The organism is Streptomyces sp. NPDC030222 (assembly GCF_055573115.1).
In genome coordinates, this window is record NZ_JBVICA010000001.1 from 85,398 (window position 1) to 107,644 (window position 22,247).

Annotated in this window: 14 protein-coding genes and 1 pseudogene; 10 read left to right on the forward strand and 5 right to left on the reverse strand. The window is 71.5% G+C overall.

The annotated features are described in order from the left end of the window. Positions 1 to 290: 290 nt before the first annotated feature. From ACZ4Z5_RS00335 to glgB, 4 genes are all read left to right on the forward strand, one after another. On the forward strand, positions 291 to 2,279 hold the full coding sequence (locus tag ACZ4Z5_RS00335; protein ID WP_468254264.1) for an alpha-1,4-glucan--maltose-1-phosphate maltosyltransferase: 1,989 nt from the start codon (positions 291 to 293) through the stop codon (positions 2,277 to 2,279). Continuing rightward, positions 2,276 to 4,039: a maltose alpha-D-glucosyltransferase gene (treS, locus tag ACZ4Z5_RS00340; protein ID WP_468254269.1), complete on the forward strand. Its 1,764-nt coding sequence runs from the start codon at positions 2,276 to 2,278 to the stop codon at positions 4,037 to 4,039. The genes ACZ4Z5_RS00335 and treS overlap by 4 nt, the downstream gene beginning before the upstream one ends. A 246-nt stretch (positions 4,040 to 4,285) precedes the next feature. Next, positions 4,286 to 5,731: a maltokinase N-terminal cap-like domain-containing protein gene (locus tag ACZ4Z5_RS00345; protein ID WP_468254276.1), complete on the forward strand. Its 1,446-nt coding sequence runs from the start codon at positions 4,286 to 4,288 to the stop codon at positions 5,729 to 5,731. Between the two features lie 362 nt (positions 5,732 to 6,093). Further along, positions 6,094 to 8,412: a 1,4-alpha-glucan branching enzyme gene (gene glgB / locus ACZ4Z5_RS00350; RefSeq protein ID WP_468255487.1), complete on the forward strand. Its 2,319-nt coding sequence runs from the start codon at positions 6,094 to 6,096 to the stop codon at positions 8,410 to 8,412. A gap of 293 nt (positions 8,413 to 8,705) precedes the next feature. Here the strand turns inward: glgB and ACZ4Z5_RS00355 are convergent, their stop codons facing one another. Next, positions 8,706 to 9,239, reverse strand: coding sequence for an Lrp/AsnC family transcriptional regulator (locus ACZ4Z5_RS00355; RefSeq protein ID WP_468254280.1), 534 nt, complete (start codon positions 9,237 to 9,239; stop codon positions 8,706 to 8,708). A gap of 86 nt (positions 9,240 to 9,325) precedes the next feature. Here ACZ4Z5_RS00355 and ACZ4Z5_RS00360 point away from each other — a divergent pair, with 86 nt between their 5' ends. Then, positions 9,326 to 10,258 (forward strand): NAD-dependent epimerase/dehydratase family protein, encoded by a 933-nt coding sequence (locus ACZ4Z5_RS00360; RefSeq protein WP_468254286.1) that lies wholly within the window; start codon positions 9,326 to 9,328, stop codon positions 10,256 to 10,258. Position 10,259: 1 nt separating this feature from the next. Next, positions 10,260 to 11,135, forward strand: a pseudogene (locus ACZ4Z5_RS00365) (aldo/keto reductase); the annotation flags it as partial. 430 nt (positions 11,136 to 11,565) lie between these two features. On the opposite strand, the gene ACZ4Z5_RS00370 reads toward ACZ4Z5_RS00365, so the two are convergent. The 3 genes from ACZ4Z5_RS00370 to ACZ4Z5_RS00380 form a co-directional block, all read right to left on the reverse strand. Beyond that, positions 11,566 to 12,753, reverse strand: coding sequence for a YncE family protein (locus tag ACZ4Z5_RS00370; RefSeq protein ID WP_468254292.1), 1,188 nt, complete (start codon positions 12,751 to 12,753; stop codon positions 11,566 to 11,568). A 223-nt stretch (positions 12,754 to 12,976) separates the two neighbouring features. Continuing rightward, positions 12,977 to 13,297 carry a GYD domain-containing protein gene (locus ACZ4Z5_RS00375; RefSeq protein ID WP_468254298.1) on the reverse strand — a complete coding sequence of 107 codons (321 nt, stop codon included), beginning with the start codon at positions 13,295 to 13,297 and terminating at the stop codon, positions 12,977 to 12,979. Between the two features lie 223 nt (positions 13,298 to 13,520). Further along, positions 13,521 to 14,876 carry a cation:dicarboxylate symporter family transporter gene (locus ACZ4Z5_RS00380; RefSeq protein ID WP_468254304.1) on the reverse strand — a complete coding sequence of 452 codons (1,356 nt, stop codon included), beginning with the start codon at positions 14,874 to 14,876 and terminating at the stop codon, positions 13,521 to 13,523. A 148-nt stretch (positions 14,877 to 15,024) separates the two neighbouring features. Between ACZ4Z5_RS00380 and ACZ4Z5_RS00385 the strand changes: the two genes are divergently transcribed. Together ACZ4Z5_RS00385 and ACZ4Z5_RS00390 are read left to right on the forward strand one after the other, a co-directional pair. Next, entirely contained in the window at positions 15,025 to 16,695 is a 1,671-nt protein-coding gene (locus ACZ4Z5_RS00385; RefSeq protein ID WP_468254310.1) for a sensor histidine kinase, read from the forward strand. Continuing rightward, a complete protein-coding gene (locus tag ACZ4Z5_RS00390; protein WP_468254318.1) occupies positions 16,692 to 17,459 on the forward strand; it encodes a response regulator in 768 nt (255 codons plus the stop codon). The genes ACZ4Z5_RS00385 and ACZ4Z5_RS00390 overlap by 4 nt, the downstream gene beginning before the upstream one ends. 190 nt (positions 17,460 to 17,649) lie before the next feature. Here ACZ4Z5_RS00390 and ACZ4Z5_RS00395 read toward each other — a convergent pair whose 3' ends face one another. Next, complete coding sequence (locus tag ACZ4Z5_RS00395) at positions 17,650 to 18,675, reverse strand: 6-phosphofructokinase (protein ID WP_468254323.1); 1,026 nt, start codon at positions 18,673 to 18,675, stop codon at positions 17,650 to 17,652. 209 nt (positions 18,676 to 18,884) lie between these two features. Here ACZ4Z5_RS00395 and pta point away from each other — a divergent pair, with 209 nt between their 5' ends. Together pta and ACZ4Z5_RS00405 are read left to right on the forward strand one after the other, a co-directional pair. Continuing rightward, on the forward strand, positions 18,885 to 20,966 hold the full coding sequence (pta, locus tag ACZ4Z5_RS00400; protein WP_468254328.1) for a phosphate acetyltransferase: 2,082 nt from the start codon (positions 18,885 to 18,887) through the stop codon (positions 20,964 to 20,966). Further along, positions 20,963 to 22,168 carry an acetate kinase gene (locus ACZ4Z5_RS00405; RefSeq protein ID WP_468254332.1) on the forward strand — a complete coding sequence of 402 codons (1,206 nt, stop codon included), beginning with the start codon at positions 20,963 to 20,965 and terminating at the stop codon, positions 22,166 to 22,168. The genes pta and ACZ4Z5_RS00405 overlap by 4 nt, the downstream gene beginning before the upstream one ends. Positions 22,169 to 22,247: the final 79 nt, after the last annotated feature.

A 22,247-nucleotide genomic window follows, 5' to 3' on the forward strand; every position in this document is an offset into this window, starting at 1 on the left:
GGTGAACGTCCGTTCACGAATTCGGGGGGTCATCCCTTCGGGTTCCGTTCCGATCGCGGCACTTACGCGTCAGTAGTCGGCAATCCGCCGGAATACCCGCCGGGGCGCGTGGAAGGCTCATCCGGTAACAGCGCCCCTCTATTCGAGTGAACGCGGACAGGAGCGGCCATGCCCGCAGCCGGTCAGCCGTCAACGGAGCAGCTACAAAGGACGAACTCCCGCAATGTTCTGCGCTCTGCCACGCCCTCGTCCATGTCCGTCCCCGAGTTATCCCTCACCCAGGTGATCCCATGATCGGTCGCATTCCCGTCCTTGACGTCCGCCCTGCCGTCGAGTGCGGCAAGAGGCCCGCGAAAGCCGTTGTCGGCGAGACCTTCATGGTCACCGCCACGGTGTTCAGAGAGGGCCACGAAGCCGTGGCCGCCAATGTCGTCCTGCGCGATCCGGCCGGCCGGCCGGGACCGTGGACCCCGATGCGCGAACTCGCCCCCGGCACCGACCGGTGGGGGGTCGAGGTGACACCGGCCACCGAGGGCCGCTGGACCTACAAGGTGGAGGCCTGGGCCGACCCCCTCGGCACCTGGCGGCACGACGCCGGCATCAAGATCCCCGCGGACATCGACACGGCGCTCGTCCTGGAGGAGGGCGCGGGCCTGTACGAGCGGGCCGCCGCGGGGGTGCCGAAGAAGGACGGCCGCGAGCACGTACTGGCCGTCGCGGACGTGCTGCGCGACGCGTCACGGCCGGCCGCCGACCGGCTGGCGGCCGCTCTCACCGGCGCGGCCGCGGCGGTCCTGGCCCGCCATCCGCTGCGCGAACTGGTCACGTCCTCCCGCCCCTTGCCGCTACAGGTGGAGCGGCAGCGGGCGCTGTTCGGCTCCTGGTACGAGTTCTTCCCCCGCTCCGAGGGCGCGGTGGTGACCGGGGACGCCCCGCCGGTGCCGGGAACGTTCGGGTCGGCCTCGGAGCGGCTTCCGGCCATCGCGGCGATGGGCTTCGACGTGGTGTACCTCCCGCCCGTCCACCCCATCGGCACCACCCACCGCAAGGGCCCCAACAACGCGCTGTCCGCAGGGCCGTACGACGTGGGCGTGCCGTGGGCGATCGGCTCGCCGGCCGGCGGGCACGACGCCGTGCACCCGGACCTCGGCACGATCGACGACTTCGACCGGTTCGTCGCGCGGGCCCGGGAACTGCGCCTGGAGATCGCCCTGGACTTCGCGCTCCAGTGCTCCCCCGACCACCCCTGGGTGCAGAAGCATCCGGAGTGGTTCCGGCACCGCCCGGACGGCACCATCGCGTACGCGGAGAACCCACCGAAGAAGTACCAGGACATCGTCCCCGTGGCCTTCGACCAGGACATGCGCGGTCTGGTCGAGGAGACGGTGCGGGTGCTGCGTTTCTGGATGGAGCACGGCGTCCGCATTTTCCGTGTCGACAATCCGCACACCAAGCCGGTGGTTTTCTGGGAGAAGGTGCTCGGCGAGATCAATGCGGCCGATCCGGACGTGATCTTCCTGGCCGAGGCATTCACCCGTCCGGCGATGATGCGCACGCTCGCCGCGATCGGATTCCAGCAGTCGTACACGTACTTCACCTGGCGTACCGGCAAGCAGGAACTGACGGACTATCTCACCGAGCTGTCGCAGGAGACGGCCGACCGCATGCGTCCGAATCTCTTCGTGAACACCCCGGACATCCTGCACGCCTGTCTGCAGCACGGCGGCCGGCCGGCCTTCGAGCTCCGCGCGGTGCTCGCCGGGACGCTCTCCCCCACCTGGGGCATGTACTCCGGCTACGAACTGTGCGAGAACACCCCCGTGCGGGAGGGCAGCGAGGAGTACCTGGACTCGGAGAAGTACCAGCTGCGGCCGCGGGACTGGGAGGCGGCCGAGCGCGAGGGCCGCTCCATCGCCCCGCTGATCACCACGCTGAACCGGATCCGGCGCCGCAACCCGGCGCTCCAGCAGCTGCGCAACCTGCGTTTCCACCACGCGGACAACGACCAGGTGCTCGTCTACTCCAAGCGGCACGGGTCGAACACCGTCGTCGTGGTCGTCAACCTCGACCCGCACCACACCCAGGAGGCGACGGTCTCGTTGGACATGCCGGAACTCGGCCTCGAATGGCACGAGACCGCTCCGGTGCGCGATGAGCTCACCGGCGAGACCTATCACTGGGGCAGGGACAACTATGTGCGCCTCGAGCCGGGCATCACGCCTGCGCACATCCTCACCCTGCGACCGTCCTCACCGATCGGAGGGTCACCCACAACATGATCGTCAATGAGCCCGTTCACGACACGTTCGAGGACACGCCCGCCAAGGACCGCGATCCCGAGTGGTTCAAGCGGGCCGTCTTCTACGAAGTGCTCGTCCGGTCATTCCAGGACAGCAACGGCGACGGAGTCGGCGACCTCAAGGGCCTGACGGCCAAGCTGGACTATCTGCAGTGGCTGGGCATCGACTGCCTGTGGCTGCCGCCGTTCTTCAAGTCGCCGCTGCGCGACGGCGGTTACGACGTGTCGGACTACACGGCCGTACTGCCGGAGTTCGGCGACCTCGCCGACTTCGTGGAGTTCGTCGACGCCGCGCACCAGCGCGGCATGCGCGTGATCATCGACTTCGTCATGAACCACACCAGCGACCAGCACCCGTGGTTCCAGGAGTCGCGGAAGGATCCGCACGGGCCGTACGGCGACTACTACGTCTGGGCGGACAACGACAAGCAGTACCAGGACGCCCGGATCATCTTCATCGACACCGAGACGTCCAACTGGACGTTCGACCCGGTACGCCAGCAGTACTACTGGCACCGGTTCTTCTCCCACCAGCCGGACCTGAACTACGAGAACCCGGCCGTCCAGGAGGAGATCCTCGCCGCCCTGCGGTTCTGGCTGGACCTCGGCATCGACGGATTCCGGCTGGACGCCGTGCCGTACCTCTACCAGGAGGAGGGCACCAACTGCGAGAACCTCCCGGCGACGCACTCCTTCCTGAAGCGGGTGCGGGCCGAGATCGACGCGCACTACCCGGACACCGTGCTGCTCGCCGAGGCCAACCAGTGGCCCGAGGACGTCGTCGACTACTTCGGCGACTACGCCAAGGGCGGCGACGAGTGCCACATGGCCTTCCACTTCCCGGTGATGCCGCGCATCTTCATGGCGGTCCGCCGGGAGAGCCGCTACCCCGTCTCCGAGGTGCTGGCCAAGACCCCGGCCATCCCCTCGGGCTGCCAGTGGGGCATCTTCCTCCGCAACCACGACGAGCTGACCCTCGAGATGGTGACGGACGAGGAACGCGACTACATGTACGCGGAGTACGCCAAGGACCCGCGGATGCGCGCCAACATCGGCATCCGGCGGCGGCTGGCCCCCCTGCTGGACAACGACCGCAACCAGATCGAACTGTTCACGGCGCTGCTGCTCTCCCTGCCCGGTTCGCCGATCCTCTACTACGGCGACGAGATCGGCATGGGCGACAACATCTGGCTGGGCGACCGGGACGGCGTGCGCACCCCCATGCAGTGGACGCCCGACCGCAACGCGGGCTTCTCGTCCTGCGATCCCGGCCGGCTGTACCTGCCGACCATCATGGACCCGGTCTACGGCTACCAGGTCGCCAATGTCGAAGCGGCGATGTCCTCGCCGTCGTCGATGCTGCACTGGACCCGGCGGATGATCGAGATCCGCAAGCAGAACCGGGCGTTCGGCCTGGGCTCCTACACCGAACTCCCTTCGTCCAACCCGGCGGTGCTCGCCTTCCTGCGCGAGGCTCCGTCCACCGAGCCGGGCGGTGAGGACGACCTCGTCCTGTGCGTGAACAACTTCTCGCGCTTCGCGCAGCCCACCGAACTCGATCTGCGGGTGTTCAACGGGCGGCACCCGGTGGAGCTCATCGGCGGGGTGCGGTTCCCGGCCATCGGTGAATGGCCGTATCTGCTCACCCTGGCGGGACACGGCTTCTACTGGTTCCGCCTGCGGAAGGAATCCCCGGCGGCGCCGAAGAACACTTCCACGAAGAAGCGTTCCGACGCCTGACCGGCTGGTTCTGACGCTTCATCACATGGGTCCCGGGGCGGACGTTTCCACCGCGACGCCCTGGGCACTCATGACGGATACCGTCCACGGATGGGCCAACCGGCTGTATGTGTACGGATCATCTCGACCCGACACTTCCGCGCCATTGACGCGGGGTCTCCCATGCATCGCCCGGACAGCTATATTTGCCGCAATCCGGGACACTCAGCGCATCCTGTGGTGTGCCCGGGGAAAGGACGCGTTGCCATGCCAAAGGCTGCATCCACCCGGATCACCACCCCACGCACCACCTCCCCGCTGCTGCTCTCCCTCGCTCCGCTGCTCCGCGAATGGCTGCCCCGCCAGCGCTGGTTCGCCGGAAAGGGAACGCCGATCACCGGCTTCGCGCTGGTCTCGGCGACCGAGCTGCTGCCGGTCGGCACGGTCGGTCCGGGTGCCACGGGCGGTCTGCTGCACCTGCTGGTCCGCGCCCGGCAGTCACCGGCCCACGAGGCGGCCGGGCCGGGCGCGGACGACTGCTACCAACTCCTGCTCGGGGTACGCCGGACACTCCCGTCACGCCTCGCGCCGGCACTCGTCGGACGGCCGCAGGACGGCCCGCTCGCCGGGAGGGCGGTGTACGACGCCTTCCAGGACCCCCGCCTCGCGGAGGTCCTCCTGGAGCGGCTGCGCACCCCCGGCGCGCTCGGATCGCTGCGCTTCGGCCGGGCCCCCTCGGCGGTGATCCCGGCGGGCCTCGCCCCCCGGGCCCTCGGCGCCGAACAGTCGAACTCCTCCCTGGTGTACGGCGATACGTTCATCCTGAAGGTGTTCCGACGCATCCATCCGGGCGTCAACCCCGACCTGGAACTTCCCCTCGCACTCGCGGGTGAACGCTGCACCCGCGTGCCGGCTCCGGTCGCCTGGTTCGAGACCACCGCCGTCGAGGACCTCAGCGAGCCGGCCACCCTCGGGGTGCTCCAGCCCTACCTGCGCGGTTCGGAGGACGGCTGGCAGCTCGCCCTGCGCTCCCTGGCCGGGGGAACGGACTTCGCCGCCGAAGCGCGCGCCCTGGGCCGGGCCACCGCCGAGGTGCACACCGCCCTCGCCTCCGCCCTGCCCTCCGTCACCCTCGACCGGCCGCAGACCCGGCTGCTCGCCGCCGCCATGACCGAGCGGCTGGAGGCGGCGGCCCGCGCCGTACCCGCCCTCGCACCCCATGTGCCCGGGCTGCGCGCCGCCTTCGACGCCGTCGCCGAACCGGTCCACGACGGCCGCACCTGGGCCGCCCAGCGGATCCACGGGGACCTGCACCTCGGCCAGACGCTGCGCACCTCCGGGGCCACCGTCCACGGCGAGGACTGCGGAGGGGGCCGCTGGTCGGTCATCGACTTCGAGGGCGAACCGGCCAGCCCGCTCGCCGAACGGCGCCGCCCCCAGCCCACCGTGCGGGACATCGCCGGGATGCTCCGGTCCTTCGACTACGCGGCCCGCACCCACCGGCCGTGGAACCCCGACTGGGCCGCCCGCTGCCGGGACGCCTACTGCACCGGCTACGCGGAGGAGGCGGGCGCCGACCCACGGGACGAACCCGCCCTGCTGCGCGCCTTCGAGACCGACAAGGCCGTGTACGAGGTGCTCTACGAAGCCCGCCACCGTCCCGACTGGCTGCCGGTGCCCATGGCCGCCGTCCAACGGCTGGCCCGGGCCTGACGCTCCGCCCACCGGAGCCGCGGCGCCCGGGCCCGCCCACGACCCCGTGCGCCGAACGTCCGCGACCCCGGGACCCCGTACCCGCCCGTCCCGGCACGCTCGTCCAGGCCGCCCGCTCGTCCCACGCCCCTGTGCCTTCCCCCGTCCGCAGCCTTCCGCACGACTCCCCCGGTCCGCGGAATCCGTGTCGTCCGTCTCCCGAGGAGGCAGTACCTGTGACCCCGCGAACGCCCACCCCTCCTTCGTCCCCCCTGCCCGCGTCACCCGCCGCGGCCGCGCCGGATCCGTCGTCCCCCGTGGATCCGTCGTCCCCGGTGGATCCGTCGTTCCCCGCAGATCCGACGGTGTCCGCAGATCCGGCGGTGTCCGCCCCCGAACCGCCGGACACGCAGGACGTATCCCCCGAGCCGACGGCCGGGACCGCGGCGCCCGCGAAGCCCGCGGCGTCGAGGGAACGAGCGGACAGGCCGCCGCGTGCGCGGCGCCCCGCGGGCGGCAAGGGCGACGCCCGGACCGCCCCGCCGCTCCCGGACGGGGACCGGGAGCGGCTGCTCGCCGGCACCCATCACGACCCGCACGGGCTGCTCGGGGCCCACCCGGTGCGCGGCGGCGTGGTGTTCCGGACCCTGCGGCCCTTCGCGCGGTCCGTGACCGTCGTCGGGAAGGGGCTCAGGGCGGCGCTCCACGACGACGGCGACGGCTTCTTCTCCGGACTGCTGCCGCTGCCGTCCGTCCCGGACTACCGGCTGGTCATCGCGTACGACGGCACGACCGTGGAGACCGAGGACCCGTACAGCTTCCTGCCCGCCCTCGGGGAGTTCGATCTGCACCTGATCGGGGAGGGCCGCCACGAGCAGCTGTGGAAGGTGCTCGGCGCCCACCCCATGACGCATCAGGGCGTCACCGGAACCCGCTTCACCGTCTGGGCGCCGAACGCCCGGGGCGTACGCCTGACCGGCGAGTTCTGCTACTGGGACGGCACGGCCCACCCCATGCGGTCCCTGGGCTCGTCCGGCGTCTGGGAGTTGTTCGTGCCCGGCCTCGGCGAGGGCACGCTGTACAAGTTCGACATCACCCGCCCCGACGGCAGCCACACGCTGCGCGCCGACCCGCTGGCCCGCCGCACCCAGGTCCCGCCGGACACCGCCTCGATCGTGACCGAGTCGCGGTACGCGTGGCAGGACGAGGAGTGGATGGCGCGGCGCGGTGCACGACCGGTGCACGAGGCGCCCTTCTCGGTGTACGAGGTGCACCTCCCGTCGTGGCGGCCCGGGCTGGACTACCGGCAGCTCGCCGAGCAGCTGCCGGCCTATGTGAAGGACATGGGCTTCACGCACGTGGAGTTCCTGCCGGTGGCCGAGCACCCCTTCGGCCCGTCGTGGGGATACCAGATCACCGGCTTCTACGCCCCAACCGCCCGGCTGGGCGGTCCCGACGACTTCCGCCACCTGGTGGACTCGCTGCACCGGGCGGGCATCGGGGTGATCCTCGACTGGGTGCCCGCGCACTTCCCGAAGGACGACTGGGCACTGGCCCGGTTCGACGGACGGCCGCTGTACGAGCACGAGGACCCGCGCCGGGCCGAGCACCCCGACTGGGGCACCCTGGAGTTCGACTACGGCCGCAAGGAGGTGCGCAACTTCCTGGTCGCCAACGCCGTGTACTGGTGCGAGGAGTTCCACGTCGACGGTCTGCGGGTGGACGCCGTCGCGTCGATGCTGTACCTCGACTACTCGCGCGAGTACGGCCAGTGGAGCCCCAATGAGTTCGGCGGCCGGGAGAACCTCGACGCGGTGTCCTTCCTCCAGGAGATGAACGCCACCGTCTACCGGCGCTGTCCGGGCGTGGTGACCGTCGCCGAGGAGTCCACCGCCTGGGAGGGGGTCACCCGCCCCACCGACCACGGCGGCCTCGGCTTCGGCCTGAAGTGGAACATGGGCTGGATGCACGACTCGCTCGTGTACATGTCCAAGGAACCGGTGCACCGCAAGTACCACCACAACGAGATGACCTTCTCGATGGTGTACGCGTACAGCGAGAACTACGTGCTGCCCATCTCGCACGACGAGGTGGTGCACGGCAAGCAGTCCCTGGTGTCGAAGATGCCCGGCGACTGGTGGCAGCGGCGCGCCGGCCACCGGGCCTATCTGGGCTTCATGTGGTCCCACCCCGGCAAGCAGCTGCTCTTCATGGGGCAGGAGTTCGCCCAGGGCGCCGAGTGGTCGAGCGAGCACGGCCCGGAGTGGTGGCTGCTGGACGACGCGTACCACTCGGCGGGCGACCACCGGGGCGTTCAGGAGCTCGTCCGGGACCTCAACCGGCTCTACGCCGCCACACCGGCCCTGTGGGAGCGCGACACCGTCCCCGAGGGCTTCGCCTGGGTCGACGGCGGCGCGGCCGACGACAACGTCTTCTCCTTCCTGCGTTTCGACGCCGAGGGGACGCCGCTGCTGGCCGTCGCCAACTTCTCCCCGGTGGTCCGGTCCGACTACCGCCTCGGCGTCCCCGAGCACGTTCCCGCCTGGACGGAGGTCCTCAACACGGACGCGGCCCGCTACGGCGGCAGCGGCCTCGGCAATCCGGAGCCGGTGAAGCCGGAGTCCACCCCCGCCCACGGTCGCCCGGTCAGCCTCCAGCTGACGCTGCCTCCGCTCGCGACGGTCTGGCTGCGGCCCGCCTGACGGCCGCCGCGCCACCGCCGAGGGACCCGTTCACAGCCCGTCGGCGGGGCGCGGCACCCGCCCGGTCCCCCCGGCCGGGCGCTCAGGCGAGCTTGTTCACCGCGGTCGTGGTCGCCTTCTTGAAGGCCGTCACCGGAGCATGGCCCGGATCACCCGTCTGCGCGCACTGGACGAGGGCGACGGTACGGCCGTCACGGCCGACGCCGATGAGGTGGACCCGGGCTCGGAGTCCGGGACCGCGGTGTGACGCAAGGGCTCCGGCTCCCCTCGGCCGGGCGGGGGCTCCGGCCCCCTCAGCCGGCCCTGCGGGGCTCGGCGGGAAGCAGGGTCTTGTGCGGGACGGGCGAGGAGAGCACGACCGAGGTGGTCGTGCGGCCGAACGCCGAGATCCGGTCCAGCATCTCCTCCAGATGACCGGTGTCGACGACGGCGAGCTTGAGGATCCAGCAGTCCTCGCCGACTACGTGGTGGGCCTCGAGGATCTCCGGCCGGGCGATGAGGCCGGCCGTCTGCGGATGGCGCAGGGTGTAGCCGGCGTGCGGGTCGACGCGCACGAACGCCTGGATGCCGTAGCCGAGCCGGGCGGGTGACACCTGGGCGGCGTACCCGGTGACGGCCCCGCCGCTCTCCAGCCGGCGCACGCGTTCGCCGACCGCGGCCGGGCTCAGGCTGACGCGGCGGCCCAGCTCGCTGAGCGTGATGCGGCCTTCCGTCTGGAGCAGGTGCAGCAGCTGCCGGTCCACGGCGTCGAACGAGGACGCCGTCGAATCGTTGGCGGCGGCGCGCGGTTGCCGTGGTTCTTTCGGTGGACCGGCCGGTATTCCCATGACTCCCCCTTCAGTGTGCGATCCGACACCGTAACACTGGTGTGAGCGGTGGGAATTGCCGCCGGAATGGAAGGACTTCAGGGGAAATGCGGCGGGACATTTGCGTGATCGGCGGAAACCGGTATTTCGGAAAGCGACTCATCTCCCGGCTGCTGGATTCCGGGGCAAGGGTGACCGTCGTCAACCGGGGTTCCGCCACGCCGCCGGAGGGCGTCCGTCACGTGGTCGCCGACCGTGACGACGAGGCGGCACTGGCGGCCGCGCTGGACGCGGAACCGGGCGGCGGCCGGTTCGACGCAGTGATCGACCAGGTCTGCTACACACCGGTCCAGGCGGACACCGCGCGCAGGGTGTTCGGCGACCGCGCGGGGCGCTACGTCATGACGTCCACGATCGAGGTGTACGACACGGTGGAGGGAGCCGGCCGGCCGCTGACCGAGGAAGCCTTCGACGCCTCGGACGCCACAGCGGAGCCCGGACTTCCGTGGCGGGAACCGGAGTTCGCGGGCGTCCGTTACGCCGAGGGGAAGCGCCAGGCGGAGGCGGTGTTCGCCGCCGTGCCCGCGTTCCCCTACGTGGCGGTGCGGACCGCGCACGTCCTGGGCGGCGCGGACGACTTCACCGGGCGGCTGGACCACTACGCAGAACGGATCCGTACGGGACGTCCGGTCGTGGTGCCGGCGGCGGGCCACCCGTCGACGTACATCCACGTGGAGGAGATCGCCGACTTCCTGTTCTGGGCCGCCGGCGAGGACTTCACGGGCCCGGTGAACGCCTGCTCGCACGGCCTGGTGCACACCGAGGACATCTGCGCGCTGTTCGCGGAGCGGCTCCCGGGCGGCAGGACCGTCTTCGAGACCACCGCGGACGGCGGGGATCTGTCGCCGTTCGCGTTCGACCGCTATTACGCGATGGACAACACCCGGGCAGAGAGCCTCGGGTTCGCGTTCCGGGACGCCCGGGAGTGGCTGCCGGGCGTTGTCGCCGAGGCGGCCGCCCGTCACGGAGAGGCGGGCTGACATGCATCACCGCACCTTGGGCGACGTCCCTGTCGGGGCGATCGGATACGGCGCGATGCCGCTGTCCATCGAGGGACGGCCGGACGAGGCCCGCGCCGTCGCCACCGTGCACGCGGCACTCGACGCGGGCGTCACCCTGATCGACACGGCCGACTCGTACTACGCGCCGGGAGGCGAGCCCGGCCACAACGAACTGCTGCTCGCCAGGGCGCTCGCGGCGTACGGCGGCGACCGCGACACGGTGCTCGTGGCCACCAAGGGCGGCCGGGGGCGCACCGACGACGGCGGCTGGTCCGTCGACGGCCGCCCGGAGCACCTGCGGCGGGCCTGCGAGGAGTCGCTGCGGCGGCTCGGCGTCGAGGCGATCGGGCTGTACCAGCTGCACAAACCCGACCCGGCCGTGCCGTACGCGGAGTCGCTCGGTGCGCTGCGGGACCTGCTCGACGCGGGGAAGGTGCGGCTGGCCGGCGTCTCCAACGCGGACGCCGGACAGATCCGGCAGGCGCGGGAGATCCTCGGGGACCGGCTGGTGTCGGTGCAGAACCGGTACTCCCCTGCCGTCCGCGACGGCGCAGCGGAGTTGCGGCTGTGCGCGGAGCTGGGGCTGGCCTTCCTGCCGTGGAGCCCGCTCGGCGGCATCTCCCGGAGTTCGCTGGACGGGACGTCGGGGCAGCCGGCGGACCCGGTGCTCGCGGCGTTCCGCACAGTCGCGCGGGAACGGGGCGTGAGCCCGCAGCAGGTGTGCCTGGCCTGGCTGCTGGCCGCCGCGCCGACGGTGGTCCCGATCCCCGGCGGCAGCCGGCCGGAGAGCGTACGGGACTCGGCCGCGGCGGCGGACCTCGCGCTGAGCGCGGAGGAACTGGCCCTGCTCGGCGGGTACGGCCCCGACGGGCTCGGCGGCCGGACGCCGACCGCCGCGACCGTCCCCGGCCGGTCGATGCCGGTCGACTACGTCGCGGTGTGGACCCGTGGCCCGGACGGCGGCACCCGTCCGCCGGACCCGACGGACCCGCCGACCGACCCCGACCGTACCGGGGACGGCACCTGGGACCGTGCGGAGACGTACCGCTGCTTCGCCACCGACCCCGTCGCGGGCTACGAGCACTACGCCGAGGCGGCGGGGCTCACGTCGTCGACGGGTGCGCTCGGGGACCTGGTGGACGGGAGGGTCCGCGTGGAGGTGTCGAGCGCCATCGGCAACGGCCCCAGCACCCTCGGCGTCGGCGACCGGTCCGTCGTCCGCATCCCCTTCGACTGAGGGGAACGACGGCCGGCGCGGGCGTCCCCGCCCGCGCCGGTCCGGTCGTTCAGCGGGTGAGCCCGCCGATCGCGCTCTCGGTGACCTTCCCGGCCCGCTCGCGCTGCGGGAAGTCCCCGACCTTCACCCGGGCGACCTCCTTGGCCGTGGTGTAGTCGACGACCGACACCTCGTCGCGGTCGGACAGGGTGATGAAACAGTGCCGCCCGTCGGGCGCGGTGACGGCCCAGTACGGCAGGGCGCCCTCCGGGTAGTGCACGAAGCCGTCGGTGGTGAGGCCCGGCCGGGACACGACGGCCGTGTAGTCGTCGATCGTTCCGGCCATACAGAGCTTGTCGCCCGCGGCGTTCATCGCCATGCCGTGGTGGGCGGAGTTCTGCGGGTAGTCGTCGGGCTTCAGGGCGGCTCCGGCCTTGCTGAACGGCATCTCCACGGTCCGTACGGTCCGCCCGCTCACCAGGTCGTACTCGATGAAGCCGTTGAGGTAGGAGAGCTGCGCGTACATCGTCTTCTCGTCCGGTGTGACGACGGACGGCCTGATGCCCATGTCGAACGTGTACGTGCGGAGCACCTTCAGGGTGCGGGCGTCGGCGACGGTGACCTGCTTGGCGCCCTTGAGGCCGTTCAGGGCCTTGGGGAACGAGGTGATGCCGATCGACATGTTGTAGATGCGCTCGCCGTTTGCGGAGTACATGTTCTCGTGCGGATAGGTGCCCGTCGGGAACTCACCGGTGATCCGGCCGGTCGCCGTGTCGAGCGCCTGCGCCTTGCCGGCCGTGATCGCCGAGACGACGAAGGTCCGGCCGTCCGGGGAGAGCGCGGCGTGGTCGGCCTTGAGCCCGGCGAGGTGGGTGCGCCACACCTGGCGCCCGCTTTCGATGTCGTACGCGGCGGCGTCGCCGAGATTGCCGCGGGAGACGTAGAGGGTCCGCCCGTCGGGCGACACGTACGCGTCGTCGACGAACTTGTCCCCGCCCGCCTGCCGGCGCACGATCTCGTACGCGAGCCGTTCGAACGGGTTCATGCCGGAAAGGATCGCGTCGAGGTCGGGGACCACGTCCAGGGAGCCGAGGTTCTCATAGGTGCGCGAGTCGATGAAGCTGACCGTGCCCTCGACGCTGTTGCCGACGAGCACGACGTCGCGCAGGTCCTCGCTGCGCTGCGCCGCCGACGAGGCGGTCGCGGAGCCGAGGGTGAGCGCGAGAGCGAGGGCGAGCACTGCCGGGAAACGTGCCACGAGGTGTCCCTTCTCATGGGCATGCCACAGGTCACGCTCACCATGGCACGTTCCTGTTACCGGCGGTACACCTGCGGCGACAGCAACTCGGGATCCATGGCCCGGTGCCACCCGCGGCGGCGACCCGGCCCGCCCCGCCCCGTCCGGTTCACTCCGTCCCCTTCACTCCAAACCGTGCGCTCCGCCCCGCGCCCGCCGCGGCCGGCCCCCGGAGGGTCCGGGATCAGGCGCCGGGTGCGCGGAACTCGACCGACTTCCTGATCGCCGCGTCGATCTCCTCGGCGCTCAGCAGCGGCACCGCCTTGGACGCCACGGCCCCGGTGGCCCTTACCGCCATGGAGCTGGCGACCATCGACACGGCGTCGGGCATGTCGACGACGACGTAGAGGTCGTTGTCGCCGAAAGCGAAGTACATCCACTCGACCGTCCCGCCGCACGACGCGACCTCGCGCTCGACGGCCTCCCGCCGGCCCGACCCGCCCTCGGCGAGTACGCCCTTCGTTCCCTCTGCGGTGTAGCTGGCCTGGACCAGGTACTTCGGCATGTCCTTCTCCCGTTCTCCGGCTGCCCGCTGCTGCGGTTCCGCTCCCACCTTTGGTCACGGGACGGGGTCCGGCCATCCGGGGACGGCCGAGTGGGGGCGGGCCCGGTCGAGTGGGGGCGGGCCCGGTCGAGTGGCGCCCGGCCGAAAGGGGGGCCAGCCGGTGCGGACGGGCCGGGCCCCGGGCGCGGTGCGCGCCCGGGGCCCGGTGCGACCGGATGGCGGTTCAGGCCGAGGCCGGCTCCTTCGCGGCCTCCTCGCGCTGGTGCGGGACCTCCGCGGGGGCGCCGTGGCCGTCGTCGACGAGGGTCGTCTCGTCGAACGGGATCTCACCGGCCAGCACCCGGGCGGCCCGGTCCTTGTCGATCTCCTTGGTCCAGGTGCCCACCAGGACCGTGGCCACCGCGTTGCCCGCGAAGTTCGTCAGGGCGCGCGCCTCGCTCATGAAGCGGTCGATGCCGACGATCAGACCGACGCCGTCGACCAGATCGGGGCGGTGCGACTGCAGTCCGCCGGCCAGCGTCGCCAGGCCCGCACCCGTGACGCCCGCCGCGCCCTTCGAGGCGATGATCATGAAGACGAGGAGGGAGATCTGCTCGGCCAGCGAGAGCGGGTTGCCCGTCGCCTCGGCGACGAACAGCGACGCCATGGTCAGGTAGATCGCGGTGCCGTCGAGGTTGAAGGAGTAGCCGGTCGGCACGGTGATCCCGACGACGGGCTTGCTGACGCCCAGGTGTTCCATCTTCGCGATCAGCCGCGGCAGCGCCGACTCCGACGAGGAGGTCGACAGGATCAGCAGGAACTCCCGGCCCAGGTACTTCAGCAGCGTGAGGATGTTGATCCCGGCGATCACCCGGAGCAGCAGCCCCAGCACCACGAAGACGAACAGCGCGCAGGTGACGTAGAAGCCGATCATGATCACGGCGAGCGACTTCAGCGCGTCGATGCCGGTGGAACCCACCACGGCGGCGATCGCACCGAAGGCACCGATCGGGGCCGCCCACATGATCATGCCGAGGATACGGAAGACCAGTCGCTGGATGTGGCCGATGCCCCGCAGGATCGGCTCGCCCGACGGGCCCATCGCCTGGAGCGCGAATCCGGCGAGCAGCGCGACCAGCAGCGTCTGCAGCACCTCGCCCTCGGTGAAGGCGGACACCAGCGTCTTGGGGATGATCCCGAGCAGGAAGTCGGTCGTGGTCTCGCTCGAGCCCTCCGCCTGCTTGGCGCCGGCCTCGGCGGCCGCCTCCGTGAGGTGCAGTCCGGAACCCGGCTCCAGCAGGTTGCCGACGACCAGGCCGATCGCCAGCGCCACGGTGGACATGGCGAGGAAGTAGCCGAGCGCCAGCCCGCCGACCGCGCCCACCTTGGCGGCCTTCCGGACCGAGCCGACGCCCAGCACGATGGTGCAGAAGATGACGGGGGAGATCATCATCTTGATCAGGTTCACGAACCCGGTGCCGATCGGCTTGAGTTCGACGGCGACGCCGGGGGCTGCGAAGCCCACGACGACGCCGAGTACCACCGCGGCGATCACGGCGAGATAGAGATGGTGGGTACGGTCCCGTCGAGCGGCCACCACGGGTACCTCCTCGTCAGCGTTCCTGGTCCCTCGTCCCGAGGGGCCGCCCTCGTCCCGGAGGGTCCCGGCGACTATCCATCACGCCTGTGACGCCGGTCACGCTTACGTACATTTCGTTCACGCGTGACGGGCCGTGCAGACTGGCGGCATGCGCATACCCCGCCCCCGCAGCCTGGCCGGCCAGCTCTTCGCGATGCAGGTCGTGCTGGTCGCCGCGATCGTGGCGGGGTGCGCGGTCTTCGCTTACCTCACCGACCGCTCCCAGGCCGAGGAGACCGCGCGCCGTCAGGCCGCGGCGACGGCCACCACCGTGGCCGCCTCGCCCTGGGTCGCCCAGGCAGTACGGTCCGCGGACCCGACGGCCGTGCTCCAGCCGTACGCGGAGGAGGTGCGGCGGGACTCGGGCGTCAACTTCGTGGTGATCATGAAGCCGGACGGCACCCGCTACACCCACCCCGAGCCCGGCCAGATCGGCAGGACGTACCTCGGGCACACCGACGAGGCGCTCCGCGGGCGTACGTTCTCCGAGACGCACCTCGGGGTGCTCGGACGCTCGGTCCGCGTCGTGACGCCGGTGCTCGACACGGACGGCCGGGTCATCGCCCTGGTCAGCTCGGGCATCACCATCGACCGGATCAGCGCGCAGGTGAGCGAACAGGTCACCGCGCTGCTGATCGCCGCCGCGGCCGCGCTCGGCCTCGGCGGCCTCGGCACGTACGTGATCAACGCGCGCCTGCGGCGGCACACCCACGGCATGAACGCGGCCGAGCTGAGCCGCATACACGACTACCACCAGGCCACCCTGCACGCGGTGCGGGAGGGCCTGGTCATGCTCGACGGGCAGCGCCGCATCGCCCTCATGAACGACGGCGCACGCGAACTCCTCGGCTTGGACGAGGACGTCGTGGGCCGCTCGGTCGCCGGACTCGGGCTGCCCCCCGCGCTCGTCGGTGCGCTGCTGGCGAGTGAGCCGCGGGTCGACGAGCTCCATGTCACCGCCGACCGGATCGTGGTCGTCAACACCCGGCCGGTGGCGGGCGGCGGGCAGCGCGGCACCGTCGTGACCCTGCGCGACCACACCGAACTCCAGGCGCTGACCGGCGAACTGGACTCCGAGCGGGGCTTCACCCAGGCCCTGCGGGCGCAGGCCCACGAGGCGGCGAACCGGCTGCACACCGTCGTCTCGCTCATCGAACTCGGCAGGGTGGAGCAGGCCGTCGAGTTCGCCACCGCAGAACTGGAACTGGCGCAGGAACTGACGGACCAGGTCGTGGGCGCGGTCGGCGAACCGGTCCTCGCCGCACTGCTCCTGGGCAAGACCGCCCAGGCCAACGAGCGCGGCGTGGAACTGGTCCTGGCGGAGGCCGTCGGCATCGACGACGGTCTGCTGCCCGCCGGGCTCCCGGCACGCGACCTGGTGACCGTCCTGGCCAATCTGATCGACAACGCGGTCGACGCGGCCCAGGGCGGGCAGGGCGCCCGGGTGACCGTGACGGTCCGCGCCGTGCGGGAGGCCGCGCGGGACGGGGAGGAGGCGGGCGCCGGCGAGTTGCTGATGCGCGTCACCGACACCGGCCCGGGCATCGCAGCCGAGGACCTCGGCCGGGTCTTCGACCTCGGCTGGTCCACCAAGGGCGTCGGCCGCGGCCAGGGCCTCGCCCTGGTGCGTCAGGCGGCCGGCCGGCACGGCGGCACCGCGTCCGTGGCCCCCGGCCCCGCCGGGGGCGCAGAATTCACGGTCCGTATCCCCTTGGCCGCCGTCCCGGCGAAGGATCCCGGCACCACCCCCGCCACCGCCTCCGTGGAGGAACCCGTATGAGCGAGCACGGAAGACCGGCGGGCGAGCCCGCGAGACCGGTGGGCGACCACGGACCCCGGACCGGAGCGGGCGGCGGCGCGGCCGCCGGTCCGATCCGTGTACTGGTCGTCGAGGACGACCCGGTCGCCGCGGACGCGCACCGGTTGTACGTCGACCGGGTGCCCGGCTTCACGGTCGCCGGAGTGGCGCACACCCGGGCCGCGGCGGTGCGGGCGCTGGAGCGGACCGCGGTCGATCTGCTGCTGCTCGACCTCTACCTGCCCGACGGCCACGGACTCCAGCTCGTACGGTCGCTGCGCGCGGCCGGGCACGCCGTGGACGTCATCGCCGTCACCTCGGCCCGCGACCTGGCCGTCGTACGGGAAGGGGTGTCCCTCGGAGTCGTGCAGTACGTGCTGAAGCCGTTCACGTTCACCACCCTGCGGGACCGGCTCGTACGGTACGCCGAGTTCCGTGCGGCGGTCGGCGAGGCGAGCGGACAGGACGAGGTGGACCGGGCGCTCGCCGCACTGCGCGCACCGCAGCCCGCGGCACTGCCGAAGGGGCTGAGCGCGCCGACCCTGGAGGCGGTCACCCGTACGCTGCGCGGCGCCGGTGCAGGGGTGACGGCCACCGAGACGGCCGTCGCGGTGGGCATCTCCCGCATCACGGCGCGACGCTACCTGGAACACCTCGTGGAGACGGGCCGCGCCGAGCGCAGTCCGCAGTACGGGCAGATCGGCCGCCCGGAACTCCAGTACCGCTGGCTCGCCGCCCGGCACTGAGCCCGCCGTCCGGAGCCCGGCGGCCCCGCGGTTGCCGACCGGCCGGGAACACGGCCCGACGAACGCGGGGCGGCGTTCCGTAGGACGTTCCTACGATGTGCCACCTTGTGCGGACGGACCGTGGTCGGCCACCAGCGCTTCTGGGAGCTGGCCGTCGACCACACGGAGTGACCCGGCCGGCCCCGTGGCGTCAGAAGACGGACTCGGCCTCGTCCATCCGGTCCTCGGGCACCGTCTTCAGCCTGGTGATGGCCGAGGCGAGCGGGACCATGACGATGTCGGTGCCGCGCAGGGCCGTCATCATGCCGAAGTCGCCGCGGTGCACGGCCTCCACCGCGTGCCAGCCGAAGCGGGTGGCGAGCACCCGGTCGTAGGCGGTGGGGACACCGCCGCGCTGGACGTGGCCGAGGATCACCGGGCGGGCCTCCTTGCCCAGGCGGTGCTCCAGTTCCACGGCGAGACGGGTGCCGATGCCGGCGAAGCGCTCGTGCCCGAACTGGTCGATCTCGCCCTTCTGGTAGTCCATCGTGCCGTGCGCCGGATGGGCGCCCTCGGCGACGCACACGACGGCGAACCGCTTGCCGCGGTCGAAGCGCTCCTCGACCATCTTGACCAGGTCGGCGGGGTCGAAGGGCCGCTCGGGCAGGCAGATCCCGTGGGCGCCGCCGGCCATGCCGGACTCCAGGGCGATCCAGCCGGCGTGCCGGCCCATGACCTCGACGACCATCACGCGCTGGTGGGACTCGGCGGTGGTCTTGAGGCGGTCCATGGCCTCGGTGGCGACGGTGACGGCGGTGTCGAACCCGAAGGTACGGTCGGTGGCGGAGATGTCGTTGTCGATGGTCTTCGGTACGCCGACCACCGGCATGCCGGCGTCCGCGAGCATCCGGGCGGCGGTCAGGGTGCCCTCGCCGCCGATCGGGACGAGGGCGTCGAGCCGGTACCGGCGGGCCAACTCGCCGCGTTTCTCGGCGGCTTCCTGGAGCCGGGACCGCTCCAGCCGGGAGGACCCGAGGATCGTGCCGCCCCGGGCGAGGATGCCGCTGACGTTGTTGAGGTCGAGGGGTCGGAAGTGGCCGTCGAGGAGCCCCCTGAATCCGTCCTCGAAGCCGAGGACTTCATCGCCGTGACCGACCACGGCCCGGTGCACGATCGACCGGATGACTGCGTTCAGGCCGGGGCAGTCACCGCCCGCGGTCAGGATTCCGATGCGCATCGTCCTGCGTCTCCTGCTCCTGGACGTACATAAGCCCGTCAGTTCGATTCTCACACGTCCCCTCCCGCCGGGGCGGCCCGACTCCCCGGGCGGCTAGTCCAGAGCCGGAGGTATTGTCAAGAGGACACGACCATTCATCAGCGTTTTCGGCACTTTCGGCGCGGCGGCTCGTCGCTCAGGGCTCGCCGCCCGGGAAGGGGAGGGCGCGCGTGACGCGCAGCGTGTACGTGACCGGGATCGACCGGGGAGACGGGCGCCAGGTCGTCGAGCTGGGAGTCATGGAGCTCCTGACCCGCCAGGTCGACCGGGTCGGTGTGTTCCGTCCACTGATGCACGACGGACCCGACCGGATGTTCGAACTGTTGCGGGCGCGCTACCGGCTCACCCAGGACCCCTGGTCCATGCACGGCATGGACTACCCGCAGGCGTCCGCCCTCCAGGCCGAGCAGGGCACGGACGAGCTGGTCTCCCGGCTCGTGGACAGCTTCCACGCGGTGGCGCGCGACTACGAGGTGGTACTGGTCCTCGGCACCGACTTCTCCGACACCCAGCTCCCCGACGAGCTGGCGCTCAACGCCCGGCTCGCGAACGAATTCGGCGCGTCGGTGATCCCGGTCGTCGGCGGCAAGGGGCAGCCCGCGGAGTCGGTACGGGCCGAGGCGCGCAACGCGCACCGGGCCTACGCCGGGCTGGGCTGCGACGTCCTCGCCATGGTGGTCAACCGCGCGGTGCCGGAGGAGCGCGCGGAGATCGCCGAGCGGCTGAGGGCCCGGCTGCCGGTGCCCTGCTACGTCCTCCCCGACGAGCCCGCCCTCGCCGCCCCGACCGTCGCCCAGATCACCCACGCACTCGGCGGAACGATCCTGCTCGGCGACGACGCCGGCCTCGCCAGGGACGCCCTGGACTTCGTCTTCGGCGGCGCGATGCTGCCGAACCTGCTCAGGGCGCTGACGCCGGGCTGCATGGTCGTCACCCCCGGCGACCGGGCCGACATCGTCATCGGCGCCCTGGCCTCGCACAGCGCCGGCACTCCCCCGATCGCGGGCCTGCTGCTGACCCTGGACGAGCGCCCGCCGGACGAGATCCTGACGCTCGCCGCCCGTCTTGCGCCCGGCACCCCCGTCATCTCGGTGCCGGGCCGCTCGTTCCCCACGGCCACCGAACTCTTCGGCCTGGAAGGCCGGTTGAACGCGGCCACGCCACGCAAGGCCGAGACGGCGATCGGCCTCTTCGAGCGGCACGTCGACACCGCCGAACTGCTGGACCGGATGTCGGTGGCCCGCAGCGGGCGCGTCACCCCCATGATGTTCGAGCACGAGCTGCTGGAGCAGGCCCGCGCCGACCGCCGCAGGGTGGTCCTCCCCGAGGGCGCCGAGGAGCGGGTGCTGCGCGCGGCCGACGTACTGCTGCGTCGTGACGTGTGCGACCTGACCCTGCTCGGCGACGCCGACACGATCCGCCGGAAGGCCGCGGACCTCGGCGTCGACCTCTCCGGTGCGCACCTGGTCGACCCGCGGACCTCGGAGCTGCGCGCGGAGTTCGCCGAGCGGTACGCGGAACTGCGCGCCCACAAGGGCGTTTCCCTCGACCAGGCGTTCGACGTGGTGTCGGACGTCAACTACTTCGGCACGCTGATGGTCCAGGAGGGCCTGGCCGACGGCATGGTGTCGGGTGCGGTGCACTCCACGGCCGCGACGATCCGCCCCGCCTTCGAGATCATCAAGACGAATCCCGACGCGGCCATCGTCTCCTCGGTGTTCTTCATGTGCCTGTCGGACAAGGTGCTGGTCTACGGGGACTGCGCGGTCAACCCCGATCCCGACGCGGAGCAACTGGCGGACATCGCCGTGCAGTCGGCGGCGACCGCGGCCCGGTTCGGGGTCGAGCCGCGGATCGCGATGCTCTCGTACTCGACCGGCACCTCCGGTTCGGGCGTGGACGTCGACAAGGTCCGCGAGGCGACCAAACTGGTGCGCGAGCGCCGGCCCGACCTGATGGTCGAGGGTCCCATCCAGTACGACGCCGCGGTCGAGCCGTCCGTCGCGGCGACCAAGCTGCCCGGCTCCGCGGTGGCGGGCCAGGCCAGCGTGCTGGTCTTCCCCGACCTCAACACCGGCAACAACACGTACAAGGCGGTGCAGCGCTCGGCCGGGGCGATCGCCGTCGGCCCCGTTCTGCAGGGACTGCGCAAGCCGGTCAACGACCTCTCTCGCGGTTCCCTGGTGCAGGACATCGTCAACACCGTCGCGATCACCGCGATCCAGGCCCAGGGACAGGAGACCTCCGTATGACCGCCAGCCGCGTCCTCGTCCTCAACTCCGGCTCGTCATCCGTGAAGTACCAGCTGCTCGACATGCGGACGGACACCCGGCTGGCGGTCGGCCTGGTGGAGCGGATCGGCGAGCGGACGTCCCGGCTGGTGCACACCCCGCTGGCCGGCGGGGGCGGGAAGCGGGAGCGGACCGGACCGATGGCCGACCACTCCGCCGCGCTCAAGGCCGTCGCCGCGGAACTGGCCCAGGACGGACTGGGCCTGGACTCGCCCGAACTGGCCGCGATCGGGCACCGGGTGGTGCACGGCGGCCGGCGGTTCACCGAGCCGACGGTCGTCGACGACGACGTGCTGGCCGAGATCGAGCGGCTGGTGCCGGTGGCCCCGCTGCACAACCCGGCCAACCTCACCGGCATCCGTACCGCGCGGGCGCTGCGTCCCGACCTGCCGCAGGTGGCGGTGTTCGACACGGCGTTCCACACCACCATGCCGGAGCACGCGGCGCGCTACGCCATCGACGTGGAGACGGCCGACGCGCACCGGATCCGCCGCTACGGCTTCCACGGCACCTCGCACGCGTACGTCTCCCGCAGGACGGCCGAGCTGCTGGGCCGGGCACCCGAGGACGTCAATGTGATCGTGCTGCACCTGGGCAACGGCGCCTCGGCGACGGCGGTCGCGGGCGGACGCTGCGTGGACACCTCGATGGGCCTGACCCCCCTGGAGGGTCTGGTGATGGGCACCCGTTCGGGCGATGTCGACCCGGCGGTGACGTTCCACCTGGCGCGGGTCGCGGGCATGTCGGTCGACGAGGTCGACACGCTGCTGAACAAGAGGAGCGGTCTGATCGGCCTGTGCGGCGACAACGACATGCGGGAGATCCGGCGGCGGATCGAGGAGGGCGACGAACAGGCGCTTCTGGCATTCCGGATCTACGTCCACCGGCTGAAGAAGTACATCGGCGCGTACTACGCAGTACTGGGCAGAGTGGACGCCGTGGTGTTCACCGCGGGCGTGGGCGAGAACGCGGCACCGGTCCGCGAGGCGGCGATCGAGGGCCTGGAGCCATTGGGTCTGGCCGTCGACGGGGAGCTGAATTCTCTGCGTTCCGACGAGCCGAGGCTGATTTCCCCGGCGTACGCTCGTGTCGCCGTGGCGGTGGTTCCGACGGACGAGGAACTGGAAATCGCCCGCCAGGCGTATGCATTGGTGACCGTTTGACCGGTCGTACAACTGAGCAGAGGCCCGCCCATTTGTATTTTCCGCCAGACGGAATATTCCGCTTCGAAACAAACCGATA

Coding starts and splice junctions, on each gene's coding strand:
- ACZ4Z5_RS00355 (WP_468254280.1), bottom strand. CDS start 9,239: ATGGGAATACCGGCCGGTCCACCGAAAGAACCACGGCAACCGCGCGCC.
- ACZ4Z5_RS00395 (WP_468254323.1), bottom strand. CDS start 18,675: ATGCGCATCGGAATCCTGACCGCGGGCGGTGACTGCCCCGGCCTGAAC.
- ACZ4Z5_RS00360 (WP_468254286.1), top strand. CDS start 9,326: ATGCGGCGGGACATTTGCGTGATCGGCGGAAACCGGTATTTCGGAAAG.
- ACZ4Z5_RS00375 (WP_468254298.1), bottom strand. CDS start 13,297: ATGCCGAAGTACCTGGTCCAGGCCAGCTACACCGCAGAGGGAACGAAG.
- treS (WP_468254269.1), top strand. CDS start 2,276: ATGATCGTCAATGAGCCCGTTCACGACACGTTCGAGGACACGCCCGCC.
- ACZ4Z5_RS00390 (WP_468254318.1), top strand. CDS start 16,692: ATGAGCGAGCACGGAAGACCGGCGGGCGAGCCCGCGAGACCGGTGGGC.
- ACZ4Z5_RS00345 (WP_468254276.1), top strand. CDS start 4,286: ATGCCAAAGGCTGCATCCACCCGGATCACCACCCCACGCACCACCTCC.
- ACZ4Z5_RS00335 (WP_468254264.1), top strand. CDS start 291: ATGATCGGTCGCATTCCCGTCCTTGACGTCCGCCCTGCCGTCGAGTGC.
- ACZ4Z5_RS00405 (WP_468254332.1), top strand. CDS start 20,963: ATGACCGCCAGCCGCGTCCTCGTCCTCAACTCCGGCTCGTCATCCGTG.
- ACZ4Z5_RS00385 (WP_468254310.1), top strand. CDS start 15,025: ATGCGCATACCCCGCCCCCGCAGCCTGGCCGGCCAGCTCTTCGCGATG.